We start from the raw sequence: 21,990 nt of genomic DNA, 5'->3' as shown, positions 1-21,990 counted from the left end.
ATTAGCTTGCTATTATTTCAACGTGCACGGTCAGAAATGGTTGCGAAAATGAGTGCACAAGCTGAATTATTAAATGAAGTATCCGGGAATTATGCCTGCCCTAATTCTCAACATCACGATCCCCGCAGTTATAATGACGATCCGCTATTAGATAGCTTACTCATTCTGTGTGCATTACACGGTAAACCGGCGAGTCGTTCAACATTAAGCAGTGGGTTGCCATTAGAAAACGATCGGCTCACGCTAAATATATTTCCACGCGCGGCGGCAAGGGCCGGTTTAAAGGCGCGGGTTGTCACGCGCGCACTCGATAAAATTCCGGCCATGTCTCTGCCTGCAGTCCTGTTACTGCGTTCTGGCGGAACCGGAGTATTACTGGCATGGAACGACGACGGCAGCGCCCGCTTTATGCCCAGCGAAAGCGAAGGTGGGGAGATTTGCGTCGATGTCGCCACGCTTGAACAAAGCTATGCCGGTAAAGTGATTTTTGCTCATCCGCGCCACGAATTCGATTTGCAGGCGGAAGCTTTTCTGCCACGTACCAAATCCTGGTTTAAAGACACGCTGAAGCTGTCACGTTTCCTGTATATGGATGCGGTGCTGGCTAGCCTGCTGATCAACCTGATTGCGCTCGGCACGCCGCTCTTCACCATGAACGTCTATGACCGGGTTGTGCCTAACCAGGCAACGGTCACGCTGTGGGTGTTGGCAGTCGGTATCTGCCTGGCTTTTGTTTTTGATCTGATATTGAAAATGCTGCGCGGTATCTGCCTTGATATTGCGGGGAAAAAAAGCGATCTCATCATCTCTTCAACGCTGTTTGAGCGCATTATCGGCATGGAGATGAAAGAACGTCCGGCGCGGGTGGGCAGCTTTGCGCAGAATATTCACGAGTTTCAGTCACTGCGCGATTTCCTCTCATCACTTACGCTGACGACGATTATCGATCTGCCCTTCACCCTGCTGCTGCTGATCGTCATCGGGATTATTGGCGGAGCGCTGGCCTGGATCCCGGTCCTGACGCTGCCGATTGCTTTGTTGTGCAGTTGGGCGTTACAAAAACCGGTCAACGCGGCAGTCACTAAAACCATGAGTCTCGCCAGCGAACGCCAGGCATTGCTGATTGAAACCTTGAGCAGTCTGGATGCCATCAAAGTGAATAATGCCCAGAGCGAGCGCCAGTATCAGTGGGAACAAACGCTGGGCAGCCTGAGTCGCCTGGAGCTACGGGTGAAAACGTTGTCCAGCCTGGCGAGCAACCTGACCGGCTGGTTCCAGCAAATCTCCGGGGTGGTGATGATTATCGTCGGGGTGTACATGATTATCGGCGGCAAACTGAGTATGGGGGGACTTATCGCCTGCTACATGCTCAACGGCCGGGCATTAATGCCGCTGGGTCAGTTAACCGGCCTTATCGCCCGCTATCAACAGGCGAAGCTCACCATCAAAAATACCGAGAAAATGATGTCGCTGGCGCAGGAGCGTCGCGCAGATGAAAATCCGCTCAAACGTGAGCAGCTACAGGGCAGCATAGAATTTCGCGATGTCGATTTCAGCTACCCGGAACAACAGAACCTGTCGCTGCAAAAAATTAATCTGACCATTCAGCCCGGGGAACGAATCGGCATCATCGGACGCAGTGGTTCCGGTAAAAGTTCGCTCAGCAAACTGCTGGTCAATCTGTACCAACCCAGCGCCGGTAATATTCTGATCGACGGTATCGATTCTCGTCAGTTGGATGTGAACGATCTGCGCCACAGCATCGGCTACGTGCCGCAGGATATCCAGTTGTTCAATGGCACGCTACGCGACAATTTGTTGTGCGGGGCGCGTTATATCGATGACGAAACCATGCTGCGGGCAGCAGAACTGGCGGGCGTCAACGATTTTGCGCGCTTGCATCCAGACGGCTACAACCTGCAGGTTGGCGAGCGCGGCTCCCGACTTTCCGGCGGGCAGCGGCAGGCGGTGGCGCTTGCACGCGCGCTTTTGCTGGATCCGCCTCTTCTGTTACTGGATGAACCCACCAGCTCGATGGACAACACCAGCGAGGAGAAGATCAAACACGCGCTGCTCCCCTGCATCGCAGGCAAAACGTTATTACTGGTTACGCACCGCGCTTCCATGCTATCGCTGGTTGACCGCCTGATTATTGTCGATAAAGGACGCATCATCGCGGATGGCCCGAAAGCGGTGGTGATGGATGCGTTGAAAAAGGGGCAGATTAATGCATCTCGCTGATTTCCTGGCTCGTGCCAGCCGTGCTATGCAGCACTACTTTCATGGCCGTGATGAAAATCAAACTGACAGTATCAATGAAGTCAGCCAGGCCATTATTGATGACTCCCCGAGAGTGATTCGACTGACGCTGTGGACGATCCTCGCGCTGGTGGTGTTGTCTTTCGTGTGGGCTGGCTTCGCGAAAATCGATGAAGTCACCCGCGGGGAAGGTAAAGCGATCCCTTCATCCAAACTGCAAAAAATCCAGAACCTGGAAGGGGGGATCGTCACCGAGCTGTATGTGCATGAAGGGCAAATCGTTAACGCCGGAACACCGTTACTGCACCTGGATGACACGCGCTTTGCCTCTAACGTCGGCGAAACAGAAGCGGATAAACTCGGCTTGCGTGCAAAGGTTGAACGTCTGACGGCGGAGGTTGAAAACCAGGACTTTGTTATTTCGCCAGAGATTGCCAGCAAAGCGCCGGATGTCGCACGGGGAGAAACCGAACTGTACAACAGCCGCCGGGAGCAGTTTCATAACGAAATATCCGGGCTGGAAGAACAACTGGTGCAGAAAAAACAGGAGCTGCGCGATTTTGAATCTAAGCAAGATCAGTTCAAGCACAGCCTTGGGCTAATACGCCAGGAAATCAAAATGTCCGAGCCGCTGCTCGCCTCGGGCGCCATTTCAAAAGTTGAACTACTGCGTCTGCGTCGTACCGAAGTGGAAACCGCCGGGCAGCTCAATTCTATTAGCCTGTCGCTGCCCAAGGCCGCATCAGAAATTAACGAAATTGAGAATAAAATCGGTGAAAGCCGTGGCCGTTTCCAGAGCGATGCGCTGGCGCAACTCAACGAGGCGCGCACGAACCTGAGCAAGGCACAGGCCAGCGTTAAAGCGCTGGAAGACCGGGTGAACCGGACGATGGTCACCTCACCGGTGAGGGGTATCGTTCAGCAGGTGATGGTGAATACTATCGGCGGCGTCATACAGCCTGGCAGCGATCTGGTAGAAATCGTTCCGCTGGATGACAGGCTGTTAATCGAAGCCAAAATACAGCCGCGCGATATTGCCTTTCTTCATCCGGGCCAGCACGCGATGGTGAAATTTACGGCCTACGATTACACCATCTATGGCGGTCTGCAAGGCGAAGTGGTGCAGATAAGTCCGGACACCGTCACCGATAAACAGGGGCGAAGCTTTTATATTGTTCGCCTGCAAACGGACAAAAACTACCTGGGAACGAAAGAACATCCGATGCTGATAATCCCTGGCATGGTCGCGAGTGTCGATATTCTCACTGGCAAGAAAACGATTCTCAGCTATCTGTTAAAACCGATTATTCGCGCTCGCGCGGAGGCGCTCAGAGAACGTTAAACGCCTGCGCTCCCTTTCATCATGTCAGGGAGCACATAAATTTATAACGGAGTACAGAAGGAAAGTTTTCCCCGGTTTAATGTGATTTTCCCGTCATTAACCAGTTCCTGTAAAACCTTGTGGATGGCGCTGCGGGAGATATGATTACGGGTCAAAATAAAGGTATATACGGACGTTTTCTCACGCACCTCAGGTTCCATCGACCAAATATATTTTACGTGTTCAATAATCTGCTCACGAATGGTGCGATGTGACTGCAACGCTTCACGCTGAAAATAGCGTTGCAGGTGATGCGTTAAGATATCAAACGCCTGCTTCCATAAGTTTTTAGCGGTAAACATATGATCTGCATTTTGCACGCTCATCGCCCACATTTCGCAATCGGTATCGCAACGTAAATAGTGCCCGGCGACTTCAGTACGCATTTGCGGCAAACCGAGTATGGCCGGAGCAGAAATACTCACGGTGACTAAGTCATTTTCCACACGATAAACAGAGACGGTCCCTTTCTCCAGAAACAAGATATTTCCATCAACCTTCAGATCAATACGCTGGCGTTTTTTGCGTAACGACAGCCAGGCATTCTCTGACTTCTTCATTTCATCACCCACAAGTACTACAGCATTTTCAATTTCTTTCTGGAACATGGGACTCTCTACCGCAAATTATGGTTTTATCAAAATTCACTTAGCATCAAAATAAATGTCAGCCTTCAAGCAGGCTGACATTTATCCTTTCTCTACATCTACCACCGGCATTCCCTGGTGCCGTGACGCGTTCAGAGACATGATGTTTTCGCGTGGTGGCGTCAGGCAGTATATTGCGCTGTCCATAAAGAATTAATGGCAATCATCTTTGCGGTCACTCTTTCATCTTTCTCTTCTTTGCAGCATAGCCAAAAAGACACAACCAATTGATTTATATTCACTTTATTTCAATTAAAAAGTTATCATTGTTAGTATATTATGATACTAATTTGAAACACTTCGCGATCTTCGTTGTAGGATCGGGTCCATGCTGGTAGCTATTATGGGCTAAGTGGTATCATGACTTACCAACCGCCTGGCGCACCATTAAGAGTAGAGACACTATGTCTGAGACTGGCAATGTCAGTTATCTGATTGAAAATAGAATCATATTTACGCCAGACACACAATCTCTGGCGCGAGTAGCTCAACCCAATCAGCAGATAAAACTCAAACACTCAGCCTCATTATGTCTTTTATTACTTATTCAGCATCGCGGTCAGGTGGTTTCACAAAATGAACTACTGGAGTTCGGCTGGGGTAAAAATCATCGTCAGGTTAGTTTCAATGCCTTTTATCAAAGCATTCTCTCCCTACGTAAAAGTTTGCAGCAGCTGGATCTGGAACAACCACTGATCACAACAATCCCTCGTAAGGGGCTGATTATTCAGGAGTCGTTTGACATTCAGGCGATTGAGACGCCAGAGAGTATCTCTTCTTCAGGTGAAGAGTCCGTAGCCCCGGATACCGTTACAGAGGAACTGCTGCCTGGGACACCGCGTCAATCTTTGTTCACCACCGCAGAAATAATCATGGCGACGCTGACGCTTATAATTTGCGCGCTGATATTATACCCTTGGCAGGCCAGCGATGATTATTTTTCCGACTATATCAAGGCCAGCAAAACGCCAACTGACTGTCAGTATTATTTTAATAACGATGCCAGTAATTTCTCCCGGCATACGGCGTTTGTCGACAAAAATCCAGGGCTGTGTCAGAGCAATAAATTCATCTATATTACGACCTACCCTGAGTCAAAGAAATTGTCAGTGCTTGTATGTCACTCACCGATGAAAGCCAGGCAAGAAAACGCCTGTCAGTCGGTTTATTACCCCCGGTATGATAGCTAATGAATTTATATCCCCGAACATCCCGCATCCAGACAGGTGTTATCCTGCTGATCTGTTTTGCTGCGCTCATGGTTACTGCCGTCTATCGGTTCAATAAAAACACAGGTGAACTTCATAATCTGACCTGTCGTTCAGCCATCGAAATAGTACGTAATACAAGCTCATTTCGTGGGATTATTGATATTAAAATCGGCGGGAGTAAAGGCATTGTGAATGTTGATGGCATCATCAAAGATGCCAGAAATAATGAGCAAACCGTGCAACGCATGGTCCTGTTTACACAATCCAGCTACGGCTCAAGTCCGGTCTGGATTTCACAGAAAATACAAATATCCAATCGCGAAACGGCCCCCGCCAGCCTTATTCAGGAACTGCTCCCCGACTTTTTCCTGACCAATACCAGCGTATCCAACGTCGATTATTTTGCGCTAAATAGCAAGACGTATCTGATTACCAAAGAAGGGATCCCTTACCTGTACTGCCAGAATTATGCGTTGCCGCAAAATGAATAATAAGTAAGCGTTCTGGCGGCCAAACCTACGGGGGAATGTCCGTGGATGAATTTATCGTTCCCCCCTCCCCAGAATAAATTGTCATCGTCTGATTCGCCCCGGAGCGGAACCTGGATCGAGAAGTCATCCTTCCCCGCTTTCCCTGAAAAGCATATCTCCGTTATCATGTGTCTCTTATGTGATAACAACGAAAACAAGAATATCGCAATCCATTGAAAATCAGGGAACTGGACACAACTCCATGAGTACAATCGATAATCTCGACGCCCACACCCCCATGATGCAGCAGTATCTCAAGCTGAAGGCTCAGCACCCGGAAATACTGCTGTTTTACCGCATGGGCGACTTTTACGAACTGTTTTATGACGATGCGAAACGCGCGTCTCAGCTGCTTGATATCTCCCTGACTAAGCGCGGCGCATCCGCAGGCGAGCCCATCCCAATGGCGGGTATTCCCCACCATGCGGTAGAAAACTACCTCGCCAAGCTGGTCAATCAGGGGGAATCCGTCGCTATTTGCGAACAGATTGGCGATCCAGCCACCAGCAAAGGTCCAGTTGAGCGTAAAGTGGTACGTATTGTCACGCCTGGCACCATCAGTGATGAAGCGCTGTTACAGGAGCGCCAGGACAACCTGCTGGCTGCCGTCTGGCAAGACAGTAAAGGCTACGGTTATGCCACGCTGGACATCAGCTCCGGGCGTTTTCGCGTTAGCGAGCCTGCCGACCGCGAGACCATGGCCGCCGAACTGCAGCGTACTAACCCGGCTGAACTGCTGTATGCCGAAGATTTCGCAGAAACCTCACTGATTGAAGGACGTCGCGGCCTGCGCCGTCGTCCGCTGTGGGAATTTGAAATTGATACCGCCCGTCAGCAATTGAACCTGCAGTTTGGCACACGAGACCTGATTGGCTTTGGTGTTGAGAACGCCCCACGCGGGTTATGCGCTGCCGGCTGTCTGCTGCAATATGTGAAGGATACCCAGCGCACCTCGTTGCCGCATATTCGCTCCATCACTATGGAGCGTCAACAGGACAGCATCATTATGGATGCCGCCACACGCCGCAATCTGGAGATCACCCAGAACCTGGCGGGCGGCGTTGAAAACACATTAGCTTCGGTACTCGACTGCACCGTAACACCTATGGGCAGCCGTATGCTCAAGCGCTGGCTGCATATGCCGGTCCGCGACACCAAAATCCTCACCGAGCGCCAACAGACCATCGGCGCGCTACAGGACACCACCAGCGAATTGCAACCTGTGCTGCGTCAGGTGGGCGATCTGGAACGCATTCTGGCTCGTCTCGCGCTGCGTACCGCGCGCCCGCGCGATCTGGCCCGCATGCGTCACGCTTTCCAGCAACTACCTGAACTACGTGCGCAACTGGAAAACGTAGACAGCGCCCCGGTGCAGATGCTGCGTGAGAAAATGGGTGAATTTGCGGAACTGCGTGAACTGCTGGAACGCGCCGTGGTGGAAGCTCCACCGGTGCTGGTACGCGACGGCGGCGTCATCGCGCCTGGCTATAACGAAGAGCTGGACGAGTGGCGAGCGCTGGCTGATGGCGCAACCGACTACCTCGACAGACTGGAGATCCGCGAGCGCGAACGCACGGGTCTCGATACGCTGAAAGTCGGATTCAACGCCGTTCACGGATACTACATTCAGATCAGTCGTGGACAGAGCCATCTGGCGCCAATTAATTACGTGCGTCGCCAGACGTTGAAAAACGCAGAACGTTACATTATTCCAGAACTGAAAGAGTATGAAGATAAAGTTCTGACTTCCAAAGGTAAGGCGCTGGCACTGGAAAAACAGCTATACGACGAGCTGTTCGATATGCTGCTGCCACATCTGGCTGATTTACAACAGAGCGCCAGCGCACTGGCGGAGTTGGACGTCCTGGTCAACCTGGCAGAACGTGCTTATACGTTGAATTACACCTGTCCGACCTTTACCGATAAACCTGGTATTCGTATTACCGAGGGGCGTCATCCGGTGGTGGAGCAGGTACTGACAGAGCCGTTTATCGCCAACCCGCTCAACCTATCCCCACAGCGCCGGATGCTGATCATTACCGGGCCGAACATGGGGGGTAAAAGTACCTATATGCGCCAGACCGCGTTGATTGCGCTACTGGCTTATATCGGCAGCTATGTTCCGGCACAAAAAGTCGAGATAGGGCCTATCGACCGTATCTTTACTCGCGTAGGTGCGGCGGATGATCTGGCATCCGGTCGTTCCACCTTCATGGTTGAGATGACCGAAACCGCCAATATTCTGCATAATGCTACCGAGAACAGCCTGGTGCTGATGGATGAGATTGGACGCGGCACTTCAACCTACGACGGCCTGTCGCTGGCATGGGCGTGTGCAGAAAACCTGGCTAACAAAATCAAAGCATTAACATTGTTCGCGACCCACTACTTCGAACTGACTCAGTTACCGGAGAAGATGGAAGGCGTCGCGAATGTACATCTGGACGCGTTAGAGCATGGCGATACCATCGCCTTTATGCACAGCGTACAGGATGGTGCGGCGAGCAAAAGCTATGGCCTGGCGGTAGCAGCCCTGGCTGGTGTGCCGAAAGAGGTGATCAAACGCGCGCGGCAAAAACTGCGTGAACTTGAAAGCATCGCGCCGAATGTTGCCGCAACCCAGGTCGATGGAACGCAGATGTCGCTGCTGTCGGTTGCGGAAGAAACGTCACCCGCCGTTGAAGCGCTGGAAAACCTCGACCCGGATTCACTCACGCCTCGCCAGGCGCTGGAATGGATCTACCGGTTGAAGAGCCTCGTGTAGTAAAATGTGCCCGGTGATGCTAGCGCTTACCGAGCCTACAGTAACAAGCGAATACTGCGGAAATGGGTGCGAGAGGCCGAAACCAGACCATCAAGACGCGGGGTTTCCCCCGCGTTGTTGCTACTTCTTCGGTTCGTAAGCGAGAACAGCTTTAAACTCCATATTACGCTCTTTGATACTTAACTCGCACAGCGAATCTCGTACCATTAACGTAAATCCCAGCACCGTGAAACACAGTACTACAATTGCCACAAGGGCATATTTTGTCAGCATGTCTTGCCTCCCTGCAAAGAAGAGACTAACATCCAAATGGTCTAGGTTTGTACGCTAGCCTCAGGTTGATAGAACTATCTCCTGGGGCTTTTGTCTTTCCGGGACCTTGCAAATGCTCAAAGCTCAGAAAGCCTCAAGCACCCGCCGCTATTCTATTCCAGGCGTCATCTCTTCGAACAAATTAAGCCATTTGCTACGAGCCTGCTCGCAAAATAACAAGCCCCGGATATGCCGAGGCTTAATATTGGTACGTTGTCGGCCGGGTAACCCGGCTATGTTGATTAACGCTTATCTTCCGCCAATAGCGGCGGAATACTCGGCACCATTGGCGCGTCGTCGATATCTTTCTGCGTCATGCGAAACGCTTGCGGGTAATGCTCGCGGCTGGTACGGCGCAACGGCTCGGTATTGCGCCAGGTGTACAGACAGTGCTGACACTGATATACGGTCCAGACACCTTTGACCGGCGAGTTCGCCATCACTTCAATATGTTCATCGGCACAACGTGGACAAATCATCTGCTACTCCTTATTTACGGTTGGCCAGCATGGCAGTCAGCTTTTCAGCCCAGGCTTTTGTTTCCGGTAAATCGCATACCGGTTGGCTGTAATGACCTCGATTATCCGGTGCAACCGGTGTCGTGGCATCGATGATGAGCTTGTCAGTAATCCCCGCCGGACTGGAACCCGGATCAAGTTCCAGCACCGACATATTCGGCAGTTGCACCAGATCGCCCGCCGGATTGACCTTCGAAGAGAGCGCCCACATCACCTGCGGCAGGTTGAACGGGTCAACGTCTTCATCAACCATAATCACCATCTTCACGTAACCCAGGCCGTGCGGCGTGGTCATAGCACGCAGCCCCACCGCGCGGGCAAAGCCGCCGTAGCGTTTTTTGGTGGAAATAATCGCCAGCAGTCCGTGGGTGTACATGGCGTTCACCGCCTGCACTTCCGGGAATTCGGCTTTCAATTGTTGATAAAGCGGTACGCAGGTCGCCGGGCCCATCAGGTAGTCGATTTCGGTCCACGGCATACCGAGATAGAGTGATTCAAAAATCGGTTTGCTGCGATAAGAAACTTTATCGATACGCACCACGGTCATATTGCGTCCACCTGAATAGTGGCCGGTGAACTCGCCGAACGGACCTTCGATTTCGCGTTTACGGCTTTCAATGACCCCTTCGAGGATCACTTCAGAGCCCCACGGCACGTCAAAACCGGTGAGCGGTGCGGTAGCGATCGGGTACGGACTTTCACGCAGCGCCCCCGCCATTTCGTATTCCGACTGATCGTACTTCAGCGGAGTAGCTCCCATCAGGGTGATGATCGGATCGTTACCCAACGTGATGGCAATCGGCAGATCTTCACCGCGCTCTTCCGCTTTATGCAGGTGCAACGCGATATCATGCATCGGCACCGGTTGCAGGCCAAGCTTGCGTTTGCCCTTCACTTCCATACGGTAGATGCCGACGTTCTGCTTGCCGAAGTTGTCCCGATCCAGCGGATCGCGCGACACCACGCAGGCTTTATCAAGATAAAAACCCCCGTCGCCATCGTTGAGGCGAAACAGCGGCAGAATATCAAACAGGTTGATCTCATCACCATCAACACAGTTTTCAGCCCACGCAGGGTTGGCACGGCGTTCCGGGGCAACCGGAAATTTATCCCAGCGACGGATAAACTCATCAATCTGTTTTTTCACCGGGGTATTTGGCGGCAGTCCCAAAGAGATGGCGTGATTCTGCCACGAGCCGATGGTGTTCATCGCCACGCGGGCGTCGGTAAATCCACGAATATTGTCAAACCACAGCGCCGGGGCACCGTCGCCAATACGCCCGGTTGCGTTGGCCGCCGCCGCCAGATCCGGCTCGGCGTTAACTTCCTCACTGATTTTCAGCAATTGTCCCTGGTCGTCCAGCGCCTGCAAAAAGCTGCGCAAATCATCAAATACCATTATTCGTTCTCCTGTGCAAAATTCTGCGCCTGTCGTAATCCCTGCCAGCGACGGGCGTTAGGATGTTCAAGCCCAAACTGGTCGAGCACGCGCGCGACAATGTGCTGCGTGATGTCATCAACGGTTTGCGGATGGTTGTAAAACGCGGGCATTGGCGGGACCATCGTCACGCCCATGCGAGAAAGCGCGAGCATGTTTTCCAGATGAATAGTGCTGAGCGGCATTTCACGCGGAACCAGCACCAGTTTGCGCCCTTCTTTCAGCACTACATCAGCGGCGCGCCCCACCAGCCCTTCCGCGTAACCTGCGCGAATACCGGCCAGCGTTTTCATGCTGCAGGGGATAATGATCATGCCGTCAGTACGAAACGATCCGGAGGAGATGGTCGCGGCCTGGTCCGCGGGGTTGTGGCAATAGTCTGCCAGTGCGGATACATCGCGGACGCTGTACGGCGTTTCCAGCTCAATGGTCGTTTTGGCCCATTTCGACAACACCAGATGGGTTTCCACTTCCGACATTTCCCGCAGCGCCTGCAGTAGCGACACCCCGAGCGGCGCGCCGGTAGCCCCCGTCATTCCTACGATCAGTCTCATTCAACCCCTCAATTTGTTCGTGTACGAACGTTTTGATTAAAATACTCCCACAATTCATTGTGGGCAAGGCCACCGCGCACGGATCGCTAAAACAGCAATGATTAAAAAAGGAGGGGTAACCCGTTATGATAGAGACTGACAGCAATCCCGGAGCTCTCATGCCGTTACGAAATAAAGCATTTCATCTTTTACGTCAGCTTTTTCAGCAGCATACGGCTCGCTGGCAACATGAGTTACCAGAGCTAACCAAACCGCAGTACGCGGTGATGCGCGCCATTGCCGAACAGCCCGGCATTGAACAGGTCGCCCTGATGGAGGCAGCGGTCTGCACCAAAGCCACGCTTGCAGAAATGCTGAGCCGGATGGAAAAGCGTGGACTGGTCAGAAGGGAACACGACCCCGCGGATAAGCGTCGACGGTTTGTTTATTTGACTGCGCAAGGAGAAGCATTATTGGTCAGCGCAACCCCGCAGGGAGATCGCGTGGATGATGAGTTTCTGGGCAGACTTAGCGAGGAAGAACGCGAACAGTTCACTCGTCTGGTGCGCAAAATGATGGAATGACCCGCCGGGCAATATTCTACTCAAAGAAAAAGGCCAGTCTCGATGAGACCGGCCTTTCTTGATAGAACTTGTGCTTACTCGCGGAACAGCGCTTCGATATTCAGCCCCTGAGTCTGCAGAATTTCACGCAGACGACGCAGGCCTTCAACCTGAATCTGACGAACACGTTCACGCGTGAGACCAATTTCGCGGCCCACATCTTCCAGTGTTGCAGCTTCATACCCCAGCAGACCGAAACGACGTGCCAGCACTTCACGCTGTTTGGCGTTCAGTTCGAACAGCCATTTGACGATACTCTGTTTCATATCATCGTCTTGCGTGGTGTCTTCCGGACCGTTTTCTTTTTCATCGGCCAGGATGTCCAGCAACGCTTTTTCGGAATCGCCACCCAGCGGGGTGTCTACCGAGGTAATGCGCTCATTGAGTCGGAGCATACGGCTGACAGCAATCTCTTCTGCGCTCGGTTCGTGGTCCAGTTTATGCGACAACTCACGCGCGGTACGCAGATAGACGTTCAGCTCTTTTACAATGTGAATCGGCAGTCGGATCGTACGGGTTTGGTTCATAATCGCCCGTTCGATCGTCTGACGTATCCACCACGTTGCGTATGTTGAAAAGCGGAACCCGCGTTCCGGGTCAAACTTCTCGACTGCACGGATAAGTCCCAGATTGCCCTCTTCAATCAGATCCAGCAATGCCAGACCACGATTGCCATAACGGCGGGCAATTTTCACCACCAGACGCAGGTTACTTTCAATCATGCGGCGGCGAGAGGCGACATCTCCACGCAGTGCGCGACGCGCAAAATAAACTTCTTCTTCGGCTGTTAACAGTGGTGAATAACCAATCTCACCAAGGTAAAGCTGAGTCGCGTCCAACACACGCTGTGTGGCCCCCTGCGATAACAGCTCTTCTTCAGCCAGGTCGTTATCACTGGGTTCCTCTTCACTCAAGGCTTTCTCATCAAAAGCCTCTACTCCGTTCTCATCAAATTCCGCATCTTCATTTAAATCATGAACTTTCAGCGTATTCTGACTCATAAAGGTGGCTCCTACCCGTGATCCCTAACGGAACTAGCAAGTGAAAGCCTGGTTCCGCCGAATTATCGCTGCGGCAAGTAACGCAGCGGGTTTACGGATTTCCCCTTGTAACGAATTTCAAAATGCAAGCGTGTTGAACTGGTTCCGGTACTACCCATGGTAGCTATTTTCTGCCCCGCCTTGATTTCTTGTTGTTCCCGGACCAGCATTGTATCGTTATGGGCGTAGGCGCTCAGGTAATCATCGTTATGTTTGATGATAATAAGGTTACCGTAACCACGCAGCGCGTTACCGGCATAGACGACGCGTCCATCTGCGGTCGCGACAATAGCCTGTCCTTTGCTGCCTGCAATGTCGATCCCTTTATTGCCACCTTCGGTAGCCGCAAAGTTTTCGATCACTTTGCCGTCAGTTGGCCAGCGCCAGGTAGAGATTGGCGCGCTGGTCGACGTTGAGCTTGCAGTTGTTTCGGTTGTGCTAACTGCTGGAGCCGTTACTGGCGCTGTGACAACTGTCCCAGCAGGCTTGTTGTTCGGCAACATTTTGTTAGCACTTTGTTCACCTGAATCCTCAGAATACGTAATTGTTGGTTTCGAAGCAACAGCAACGGTGGAATTTTGTGCAGGGTTGGTCACAACTCCTTGCTGTGCTGCATCCGCCTGGGTGATGGCATTCCCACCGGTAATCGGTGTACCCGAGGCGTTGCCCACTTGCAGAGTTTGGCCGACATTCAGGCTATACGGGGCCGGAACGTTATTGCGCTGTGCGAGGTCACGGAAATCGTTCCCGGTAATCCAGGCGATATAGAAAAGCGTGTCGCCTTTCTTGACAGTATAGGTGCTGCCGCCCGTGTAGCTACCTTTCGGAATATTCCCATACTTACGGTTGTACACGATACGACCGTTTTCCATCTGTACAGGCTGTTCTGCAACAGGCTGAATTTGCGTTGGTTGCGTAGTCGGACTCTGCACCGGTTGGATCTGTGGCGTCTGTTGTACTGTCGACGTCGAGCCCATTTTTGGCGGAGGCGTAATCAGCATGCCGGAACTGGTGTTCGTGGATGCACCGCCGTCAACCGAGCTGACCGGCGCTGGTGGATTCGAGGTGTTTGAACAACCTGCCAGCCATAATGAAACCAGTGACAATGCCGCAATACGGCGAATGGTAAATTTGTGGCTTCCCGCGCTCATTTATCCCCCAGGAAAATTTGGTTAAAACCCGTAACGTAATCACCGTGTAAAAGCATCGACACGATACGCTGACTAATTCCAGAATATCCAGGAAAACTCCAGGTATTCAGAGCCAGTGTCTACGCAAGCTCCCCTTTAACTAAGGGAACAAAACGTACGGCCTCCACGGTATCAATAATAAATTCGCCTCCCCGACGACGCACCCGCTTCAGGAACTGGTGCTCATCGCCCACGGGTAAGACGAGAATGCCGCCTTCATCCAACTGCATCATCAGTGCAGTTGGGATCTCAGGCGGTGCTGCCGTTACAATGATAGCGTCAAACGGGGCTCGCGCTTGCCAGCCCTGCCATCCATCACCGTGACGGGTAGAAACATTGTGTAAATCCAGTTGTTTCAGGCGACGACGCGCCTGCCATTGCAGGCCTTTAATGCGCTCAACGGAGCATACATGATGCACCAGATGCGCCAGAATCGCCGTCTGGTAGCCTGAGCCCGTGCCAATTTCCAGCACCCGCGATTGCGGCGTTAACTCAAGCAGCTCAGTCATACGTGCAACCATATAAGGCTGCGAAATCGTCTGCCCCTGACCAATCGGCAAGGCAATATTGTCCCAGGCCTTATGTTCAAACGCCTCATCAATGAATTTCTCACGCGGCACGGCAGCGAGAGCATCGAGGACTTGCTCATCTCTGATGCCCTGAGCACGTAATTGTTCAAGAAGAGTATGTACGCGTCTGCTTACCATTGCGTGCCGACTCCCACGCTGTCCAACCAACTCGAAACCACCTCATGCGCACCGTAGGCGGTTAAATCGACATGCAGCGGCGTGATGGAAACATAGCCTTCATCGACGGCAGCAAAATCTGTATCTGGCCCGGCGTCGCATTTTTCCCCCGGCGGCCCAATCCAGTACAACGTATTCCCGCGTGGATCCTGCTGTGGGATAACCTGATCCGCCGGATGGCGACTGCCGCAGCGGGTGACGCGAATACCTTTAATCTGATCCAGCGGTATATCCGGAACGTTGATATTCAAAATACGCCCGGTGCGCAGCGGTTCACGACTCAGCGCCCGTAATATACGACAGGTTACTGCCGCGGCAGTATCGTAGTGCTTATGGCCATCAAGCGAGACAGCCAGCGCAGGGAACCCAAGGTGACGACCTTCCATTGCCGCCGCAACGGTACCGGAATAGATGACATCATCCCCGAGATTAGGACCTGCGTTAATACCAGAAACGACAATGTCCGGACGCGGACGCATTAATGCGTTCACGCCCAGATAGACGCAGTCGGTGGGCGTACCCATTTGTACGGCGATATCGCCGTTATCATAGGTAAACGTGCGAAGTGAAGATTCCAGCGTCAGCGAGTTAGACGCGCCACTGCGGTTACGATCCGGGGCAACCACCTGTACATCAGCAAACTCACGCAGCGCTTTCGCCAGCGTTTGTATACCGGGTGCATGGACCCCATCATCGTTACTCAGCAATATACGCATAATCACCCATTGTGTTAATAAGTTCCCTTACTACACTGGTGGCGAAGCTACCTGCCGGTAGCCAGAAGCGTAACTCAACGGTTACGTCATCCCACCAGTTCCAGCTTAATTTTTGTGGATACAGCAACATAGCGCGTCGCGATGCCTCGACTTTCTCGCGCAATAGCAGAGACTGCAGCACGATTTCATCCGCAACAGCGCCTTCTTCAAACGCCAGCGCGTCGCGCTGAGTTCCCCACTCACCGCTACCCGGTAATGCCGCTGTAATCATCAATTCTTTATCATCGACGCGACGCTGTAATTCAGTCTGTTCTTCCTGCGTGGCGACAAACCAGCTTCCGCGTCCCGACAATTGTAGCGCATCGCCGTCAACAACTTGATTAAAGTCTGTTTTTTTCAAGCGTTCACTGACGATCTGATTAAACAACGCGCTACGGGCCGCCGACAACCAAAAACTGCGTTTATTGCGATCGCGCACCGGCGCATCACTTTGCGCCCAGCGCAGTGCCCCTTGCAGATTGCTGCCGCCGATCCCAAAACGCTGAGCACCAAAATAGTTCAGTACGCCGCGCTCACTAATCGCCTGTAAACGCGCTTCTACGTCATTTCGCTCGCTCACTTCACGTAGCACAAGCGTAAATTCGTTGCCTTTCAGCGCCCCTAAACGCAGCTTACGCTTGTGGCGCGCGTACTCCAGCACTTTACAGCCTTCGAGCTCAAATTTGCTTAAATCAGGCATTACATTGCCCGGCACGCGCGCGCATAGCCACTGTTCCGTGACCGCATGCTTATCTTTTTGCCCGGCAAAGCTCACTTCACGGGCATGAATTTTCAGGAACTTCGCCAACGCGTCAGCGACAAAACGGGTATTACAGCCGTTTTTCAGGATACGCACCAAAATGTGCTCGCCTTCGCCATCCGGTTCGAAACCTAAATCTTCGACGACGACAAAGTCTTCCGGATTCGCTTTCAGGACACCATGGCCCAGTGGTTTACCATGAAGATATGTCAGATTTTCAAACGCAGTCATTTCGTTGCCTTAATGAGTAACGCCACCGCTTCACAGGCAATCCCTTCCCCACGCCCGGTGAAACCGAGTTTTTCCGTGGTGGTCGCTTTCACGTTAACATCATCCATATGGCAGCCGAGATCTTCGGCAATAAATACACGCATTTGCGGAATGTGCGGCAGCATCTTCGGCGCCTGAGCAATAATCGTCACATCCACATTACCAAGCGTATAGCCTTTAGCCTGAATACGCCGCCAGGCTTCACGCAATAATTCGCGGCTATCTGCACCTTTAAAGGACGGGTCGGTATCCGGGAAGAGTTTACCGATGTCACCCAGCGCCGCCGCGCCCAGCAAGGCATCGGTTAGCGCATGTAACGCCACATCACCATCAGAATGCGCCAGCAGTCCTTTTTCATACGGGATGCGCACGCCACCAATGATAATTGGGCCAACGCCGCCAAAAGCGTGTACGTCAAAACCGTGTCCGATTCGCATTATGCATTCTCCTGATGAATTGTTCGGGACAGATAAAATTCCGCCAGCGCCAGGTCTTCCGGGCGGGTGACTTTGATGTTGTCAGCGCGTCCTTCGACCAGTTGCGGATGAAAGCCGCAATATTCCAGCGCCGAGGCTTCGTCCGTAATGGTTGCGCCTTCGTTGAGCGCACGGGTCAGGCAGTCGTGCAATAGTTCGCGAGGGAAAAACTGCGGCGTTAACGCATGCCATAAGTCTGTACGATCGACCGTATGGGCAATGTCTGTGCGGCCCGGCTCAGCGCGTTTCATCGTATCGCGTACGGGTGCGGCCAGGATCCCGCCAGTGCGGCTGGTTTCACTGATTGCCAGCAAACGCGCTAGATCATCCTGATGCAGACACGGCCGCGCGGCGTCATGCACCAGTACCCAACGGGCATCTCCTGCGGCTTGCAAACCGGCAAGGACAGAATCGGCACGTTCATTGCCGCCATCCACTACGGTAATTTGCGGATGCGCGGCAAGTGGAAGTTGGGCAAAGCGGCTGTCGCCTGGGCTGATAGCGATGACGACTCGCGTCACCCGGGGATGGGCCAGTAGCGCATCAACCGAGTGTTCAAGAATGGTTTTATTGCCAATTGAGAGGTACTGCTTAGGACACTCTGTTTGCATTCGGCGGCCAAATCCGGCAGCCGGCACCACGGCGCAAACGTCCAATAAAGTGGCTGCCATGTTAGATCCCTGGACGGTTTATCGATTATTTTGCCCTGCAGTCTGGGCGCGTTTAGACGCGTCAGGCACCAGACGATAAAAGGTTTCGCCCGGCTTAGTCATGCTGAGTTCGTTGCGCGCGCGCTCCTCAATAGCCTCTTGTCCGCCATTGAGATCGTCAATTTCGGCAAAGAGCTGATCGTTACGCGCTTTAAGTTTCGCGTTTGTAGCCTGCTGCGCAGCAACATCATCGTTGACGCGACTATAGTCATGTATGCCGTTCTTACCGAACCACAGCGAATACTGTAGCCAGACTAATAAAGCCAGCAACAGCAGCGTAAGTTTACCCATCCTGCCCCCTGAAAAACGGCATTAACATCCCATAACTTCCGTAGACGACTTTACATCAACGGACGGGAATGCCGCGACAACGCGGGCAAATGTACCACATTTGCCCGTTGTTACGTATACCCTGTGTAAGGAGAACATAATCTCATTGTTGGTTACGGTTTGAATTATGACCAGACAGTGAACGACATCGGCGATCGTTTAAAACGCACTTAGCCTAGCCCAAAAGCCAAAAGAATAGGGCGCTAAACATTCCACCCACCACCAGCAGGGTGCTGGTAATGCTCAGCAGCAGCTTTCCCTTTAATAGCGAGTGCAGGGCAATACCCGCCACAATCGCCACGGGCAGCAACGCGAGGAAGAAAGGCCAGGTATAAAGGAAGAAAAACAGTGTGTTAGGGCCATACATCAGACATGGGAACCCCAGCGCCAGCAGCCACGCTACAAAACCGACCACGGCCCCTGGTAGGGACCAGGTGGTTTCGTCGGCGGCGGCGAAGGTCTCTGACTCTGTGATAGTAATGTTATGGCTGTTACGCATATCTAATCCTGTGACCGTGACTGACCGGGCATGCAAGCTCGGGTGTCTCAGGATCTGATAATATCTTCCTGCCTCAGCAGGTCTAATAATTGGGGAACCAAATTTGTTACCAATTGTTCACCATCAAGATGAATCTCTGGCGATTCAGGCGCTTCGTATACCGAATCAATTCCGGTGAAATTGCGCAACTCCCCCGACCGGGCTTTTTTATACAGCCCTTTTGGATCGCGCGCTTCGCACGTTGCTAATGGCGTATCGACAAAAACCTCAATAAAACGCCCTGCGCCAAGGCGCTCGCGGACCATTTTTCGCTCGGCGCGATGCGGAGAGATAAACGCGGTCAACACCACCAGACCGGCATCCACCATCAGGTTCGCCACTTCGCCAACGCGCCGGATATTCTCCTTACGATCGGCATCGCTAAACCCCAGATCGCTACACAGGCCGTGACGCACGTTATCGCCATCCAGCAGATAAGTGCTGACGCCCAGCTTGTGCAACGCTTCTTCGAGCGCTCCCGCTACCGTAGATTTACCGGAGCCAGACAGTCCGGTAAACCACAGCACAACACCACGGTGACCGTGGCGTTGCTCCCGCTGTTGCGGTGTAACAGGATGGGCATGCCAGACGACATTTTCGTCATGCAGCGCCATTATTTGCCTCCCAGCAGATCGCGCGCACCCCAGTGTGGGAAGTGGCGACGCACCAGCGCATTCAGCTCCAGTTCAAACGCGCTGAACTGAGAAGCGGCGGCCTGCTCCTGAATGATAGGCTCGCGCACCAGCCCCGCGCCAACGGTGACGTTAGTCAGGCGGTCAATGATAATTAGCCCACCCGTAACCGGGTTCTGCTGATAGGTATCCAACACCAGCGGTTCATCAAACGTCAGATTAACCAGACCAATGCCGTTCAGCGGTAACGCGTCGACCTCACGCTGGGTCAGGTTATTAATATCGACCTGATACTGCACGGTATCCACGCGTGCACGGGTCTTCTTGCCGGCAACTTTGATGTCGTAGCTCTGCCCCGGCGACAGCGGCTGTTCCGCCATCCACACCACATCAACGGCAGCGCTTTGTACCGCTGGCAACGCTTCACCTGCATCCAGCAGCAGATCGCCCCGGCTGATGTCGATCTCATCTTTCAGCACCAGGGTGATCGCTTCACCTGCATGCGCTTGCTGTAAATCACCATCAAAGGTAACGATCCGCGCCACGCTCGACTCAACGCCGGACGGTAACACCTTGACGCGTTGCCCTACCTGCACGCTACCGGAGGCCAGCGTTCCGGCATAACCACGAAAATCCAGATTTGGTCGGTTCACATACTGCACCGGGAAACGCATCGGCTGGGTATCGACAATGCGCTGGATCTCAACGGTTTCCAGCACTTCGAGCAGCGTCGGACCGCTGTACCATGGCATGCTGACGCTTTGCGAAGCCACATTATCGCCTTCCAGCGCAGAGAGCGGCACAAAGCGGATATCCAGGTTGCCCGGCAGTTGTTCAGCAAACGTGAGATAGTCTTCGCGGATGCGGTTAAATGTCTCTTCGCTAAAGCTCACCAGATCCATTTTGTTGATCGCTACCACCAGGTGCTTGATCCCAAGCAGCGTGGAGATAAAGCTGTGACGACGGGTCTGATCCAGCACGCCTTTACGCGCATCGATCAACAGGATCGCCAGGTCGCAGGTCGACGCACCGGTCGCCATATTGCGGGTGTACTGTTCGTGACCGGGGGTATCCGCAATAATAAATTTGCGCTTCTCGGTGGAGAAATAACGATAAGCCACGTCGATGGTGATGCCCTGCTCACGCTCGGCCTGCAAGCCGTCTACCAATAGCGCCAGATCGAGTTTTTCGCCCTGGGTGCCGTGGCGTTTACTGTCGTTATGCAGCGATGAGAGCTGATCTTCATAGATCTGCCGGGTATCATGCAGCAGGCGACCAATCAGGGTACTTTTCCCGTCATCCACGCTACCGCAGGTTAAAAAACGCAGCAGGCTTTTGTGTTGCTGGGCAACCATCCAGGCTTCAACGCCGCCTTCATTAGCAATTTGTTGTGCAAGTGTCGTATTCATGGCGGCTCCTTAGAAATACCCCTGACGTTTCTTCAGCTCCATGGAGCCCGCCTGGTCGCGGTCAATCACGCGGCCCTGACGTTCACTGGTGGTTGAGACCAGCATCTCTTCAATAATTTCCTGCAGCGTCTGCGCGTTAGACTCCACCGCGCCGGTCAGCGGCCAGCAGCCAAGCGTGCGGAAACGCACCATGCGCTTTTTAATCACTTCGCCGGGTTGCAGATCGATTCTGTCGTCATCAATCATCATCAGCATACCATCGCGCTCCAGCACCGGACGCTCAGCCGCCAGGTACAGCGGTACGATGTCGATATTTTCCAACCAGATGTACTGCCAGATATCCTGTTCGGTCCAGTTAGAGAGCGGGAATACGCGAATGCTTTCGCCTTTGTTAATTTGTCCGTTGTAGTTGTGCCACAGTTCCGGACGCTGATTTTTCGGGTCCCAGCGATGGAAGCGATCGCGGAAGGAGTAAATGCGCTCTTTGGCGCGCGATTTCTCCTCATCACGGCGTGCGCCGCCGAACGCGGCGTCAAAACCGTATTTGTTCAGCGCCTGCTTAAGCCCTTCGGTTTTCATAATATCGGTATGCTTGGCACTGCCGTGAACAAACGGGTTGATGCCCATCGCCACCCCTTCCGGGTTTTTATGCACCAGCAGTTCGCAGCCGTAGGCTTTCGCCGTGCGGTCACGAAACTCATACATCTCGCTAAATTTCCAACCGGTATCAACGTGCAGCAAGGGAAACGGCAGCGTACCAGGATAAAACGCTTTGCGCGCCAGATGCAGCATTACGCTGGAATCTTTGCCGATGGAATACATCATCACCGGATTAGAAAACTCGGCGGCCACCTCACGAATGATATGGATGCTTTCCGCTTCCAGTTGCCGCAGGTGGGTAAGTCGTTTTTGATCCAT

The 21,990-nt window shown here is 52.9% G+C and carries 23 protein-coding genes; 6 read left to right on the top strand and 17 right to left on the bottom strand.

All coding sequences use genetic code 11. The annotated features are described in order from the left end of the window. The first annotated feature begins 48 nt into the window (after positions 1–48). Both FDX14_RS10495 and FDX14_RS10490 read left to right on the top strand, forming a co-directional pair. Positions 49–2,241: a type I secretion system permease/ATPase gene (locus tag FDX14_RS10495; protein WP_252182524.1), complete on the top strand. Its 2,193-nt coding sequence runs from the start codon at positions 49–51 to the stop codon at positions 2,239–2,241. Then, positions 2,228–3,601, top strand: a complete 1,374-nt coding sequence (locus FDX14_RS10490) for an HlyD family type I secretion periplasmic adaptor subunit (RefSeq protein WP_137349479.1) — start codon at positions 2,228–2,230, stop codon at positions 3,599–3,601. Before FDX14_RS10495 ends, FDX14_RS10490 begins: the two co-directional genes overlap by 14 nt. 41 nt (positions 3,602–3,642) lie before the next feature. Here FDX14_RS10490 and FDX14_RS10485 read toward each other — a convergent pair whose 3' ends face one another. Further along, positions 3,643–4,248, bottom strand: a complete 606-nt coding sequence (locus tag FDX14_RS10485) for a helix-turn-helix domain-containing protein (RefSeq protein ID WP_042310657.1) — start codon at positions 4,246–4,248, stop codon at positions 3,643–3,645. A 443-nt stretch (positions 4,249–4,691) separates the two neighbouring features. Between FDX14_RS10485 and FDX14_RS10480 the strand changes: the two genes are divergently transcribed. From FDX14_RS10480 to mutS, 3 genes are all read left to right on the top strand, one after another. Beyond that, the gene (locus tag FDX14_RS10480; protein ID WP_042310660.1) at positions 4,692–5,477 is read left to right on the top strand and encodes a winged helix-turn-helix domain-containing protein; all 786 of its coding nucleotides are present in this window, start codon (positions 4,692–4,694) and stop codon (positions 5,475–5,477) included. Next, positions 5,477–5,989: a YqeJ family protein gene (locus tag FDX14_RS10475; protein ID WP_042310661.1), complete on the top strand. Its 513-nt coding sequence runs from the start codon at positions 5,477–5,479 to the stop codon at positions 5,987–5,989. The genes FDX14_RS10480 and FDX14_RS10475 overlap by 1 nt, the downstream gene beginning before the upstream one ends. Before the next feature lie 241 nt (positions 5,990–6,230). Beyond that, positions 6,231–8,792 carry a DNA mismatch repair protein MutS gene (gene mutS, locus FDX14_RS10470; protein WP_042310663.1) on the top strand — a complete coding sequence of 854 codons (2,562 nt, stop codon included), beginning with the start codon at positions 6,231–6,233 and terminating at the stop codon, positions 8,790–8,792. 120 nt (positions 8,793–8,912) lie between these two features. Here the strand turns inward: mutS and FDX14_RS10465 are convergent, their stop codons facing one another. The 4 genes from FDX14_RS10465 to FDX14_RS10450 all read right to left on the bottom strand — a co-directional run bounded on the left by FDX14_RS10465 (position 8,913) and on the right by FDX14_RS10450 (position 11,614). Further along, on the bottom strand, positions 8,913–9,065 hold the full coding sequence (locus FDX14_RS10465) for a Hok/Gef family protein (RefSeq protein ID WP_043017378.1): 153 nt from the start codon (positions 9,063–9,065) through the stop codon (positions 8,913–8,915). 281 nt (positions 9,066–9,346) lie between these two features. Continuing rightward, positions 9,347–9,583: a non-oxidative hydroxyarylic acid decarboxylases subunit D gene (locus tag FDX14_RS10460; RefSeq protein WP_038633131.1), complete on the bottom strand. Its 237-nt coding sequence runs from the start codon at positions 9,581–9,583 to the stop codon at positions 9,347–9,349. Positions 9,584–9,593: 10 nt separating this feature from the next. After that, positions 9,594–11,021 carry a non-oxidative hydroxyarylic acid decarboxylases subunit C gene (locus tag FDX14_RS10455; protein ID WP_137349478.1) on the bottom strand — a complete coding sequence of 476 codons (1,428 nt, stop codon included), beginning with the start codon at positions 11,019–11,021 and terminating at the stop codon, positions 9,594–9,596. After that, the gene (locus FDX14_RS10450) at positions 11,021–11,614 is read right to left on the bottom strand and encodes a non-oxidative hydroxyarylic acid decarboxylases subunit B (protein WP_061382350.1); all 594 of its coding nucleotides are present in this window, start codon (positions 11,612–11,614) and stop codon (positions 11,021–11,023) included. The genes FDX14_RS10455 and FDX14_RS10450 overlap by 1 nt, the downstream gene beginning before the upstream one ends. Positions 11,615–11,772: 158 nt before the next feature. Here FDX14_RS10450 and FDX14_RS10445 point away from each other — a divergent pair, with 158 nt between their 5' ends. Next, positions 11,773–12,177 carry a MarR family winged helix-turn-helix transcriptional regulator gene (locus FDX14_RS10445; protein ID WP_137349477.1) on the top strand — a complete coding sequence of 135 codons (405 nt, stop codon included), beginning with the start codon at positions 11,773–11,775 and terminating at the stop codon, positions 12,175–12,177. Between the two features lie 74 nt (positions 12,178–12,251). Here the strand turns inward: FDX14_RS10445 and rpoS are convergent, their stop codons facing one another. The 12 genes from rpoS to cysD form a co-directional block, all read right to left on the bottom strand. Further along, entirely contained in the window at positions 12,252–13,217 is a 966-nt protein-coding gene (rpoS, locus tag FDX14_RS10440) for an RNA polymerase sigma factor RpoS (RefSeq protein WP_137349476.1), read from the bottom strand. 62 nt (positions 13,218–13,279) lie between these two features. Further along, positions 13,280–14,362 (bottom strand): murein hydrolase activator NlpD, encoded by a 1,083-nt coding sequence (nlpD, locus tag FDX14_RS10435; RefSeq protein WP_227255159.1) that lies wholly within the window; start codon positions 14,360–14,362, stop codon positions 13,280–13,282. A 164-nt stretch (positions 14,363–14,526) separates the two neighbouring features. After that, positions 14,527–15,153, bottom strand: coding sequence for a protein-L-isoaspartate O-methyltransferase (gene pcm, locus FDX14_RS10430; protein WP_137349475.1), 627 nt, complete (start codon positions 15,151–15,153; stop codon positions 14,527–14,529). Next, positions 15,147–15,908: a 5'/3'-nucleotidase SurE gene (surE, locus tag FDX14_RS10425; protein WP_042310677.1), complete on the bottom strand. Its 762-nt coding sequence runs from the start codon at positions 15,906–15,908 to the stop codon at positions 15,147–15,149. The genes pcm and surE overlap by 7 nt, the downstream gene beginning before the upstream one ends. Continuing rightward, on the bottom strand, positions 15,889–16,938 hold the full coding sequence (truD, locus tag FDX14_RS10420; protein ID WP_137349474.1) for a tRNA pseudouridine(13) synthase TruD: 1,050 nt from the start codon (positions 16,936–16,938) through the stop codon (positions 15,889–15,891). Before truD ends, surE begins: the two co-directional genes overlap by 20 nt. Continuing rightward, on the bottom strand, positions 16,935–17,414 hold the full coding sequence (gene ispF / locus FDX14_RS10415) for a 2-C-methyl-D-erythritol 2,4-cyclodiphosphate synthase (protein WP_042310680.1): 480 nt from the start codon (positions 17,412–17,414) through the stop codon (positions 16,935–16,937). The genes truD and ispF overlap by 4 nt, the downstream gene beginning before the upstream one ends. Beyond that, on the bottom strand, positions 17,414–18,124 hold the full coding sequence (gene ispD, locus FDX14_RS10410) for a 2-C-methyl-D-erythritol 4-phosphate cytidylyltransferase (protein ID WP_061382355.1): 711 nt from the start codon (positions 18,122–18,124) through the stop codon (positions 17,414–17,416). The genes ispF and ispD overlap by 1 nt, the downstream gene beginning before the upstream one ends. An 18-nt stretch (positions 18,125–18,142) precedes the next feature. Then, positions 18,143–18,454, bottom strand: coding sequence for a cell division protein FtsB (gene ftsB / locus FDX14_RS10405; RefSeq protein ID WP_003034163.1), 312 nt, complete (start codon positions 18,452–18,454; stop codon positions 18,143–18,145). Between the two features lie 214 nt (positions 18,455–18,668). After that, positions 18,669–18,992: a DUF3561 family protein gene (locus FDX14_RS10400; RefSeq protein WP_042310684.1), complete on the bottom strand. Its 324-nt coding sequence runs from the start codon at positions 18,990–18,992 to the stop codon at positions 18,669–18,671. Between the two features lie 47 nt (positions 18,993–19,039). Beyond that, the gene (gene cysC / locus FDX14_RS10395; RefSeq protein WP_042310685.1) at positions 19,040–19,645 is read right to left on the bottom strand and encodes an adenylyl-sulfate kinase; all 606 of its coding nucleotides are present in this window, start codon (positions 19,643–19,645) and stop codon (positions 19,040–19,042) included. Further along, positions 19,645–21,072 carry a sulfate adenylyltransferase subunit CysN gene (cysN, locus tag FDX14_RS10390; protein WP_042310687.1) on the bottom strand — a complete coding sequence of 476 codons (1,428 nt, stop codon included), beginning with the start codon at positions 21,070–21,072 and terminating at the stop codon, positions 19,645–19,647. Before cysN ends, cysC begins: the two co-directional genes overlap by 1 nt. A 9-nt stretch (positions 21,073–21,081) precedes the next feature. Continuing rightward, complete coding sequence (gene cysD / locus FDX14_RS10385; protein WP_137349473.1) at positions 21,082–21,990, bottom strand: sulfate adenylyltransferase subunit CysD; 909 nt, start codon at positions 21,988–21,990, stop codon at positions 21,082–21,084.

It is taken from the genome of Citrobacter sp. wls710, assembly GCF_005281115.1.
GTDB lineage: Bacteria > Pseudomonadota > Gammaproteobacteria > Enterobacterales > Enterobacteriaceae > Citrobacter > Citrobacter werkmanii.
This window is presented reverse-complemented; position numbering and strand designations above follow the sequence as displayed.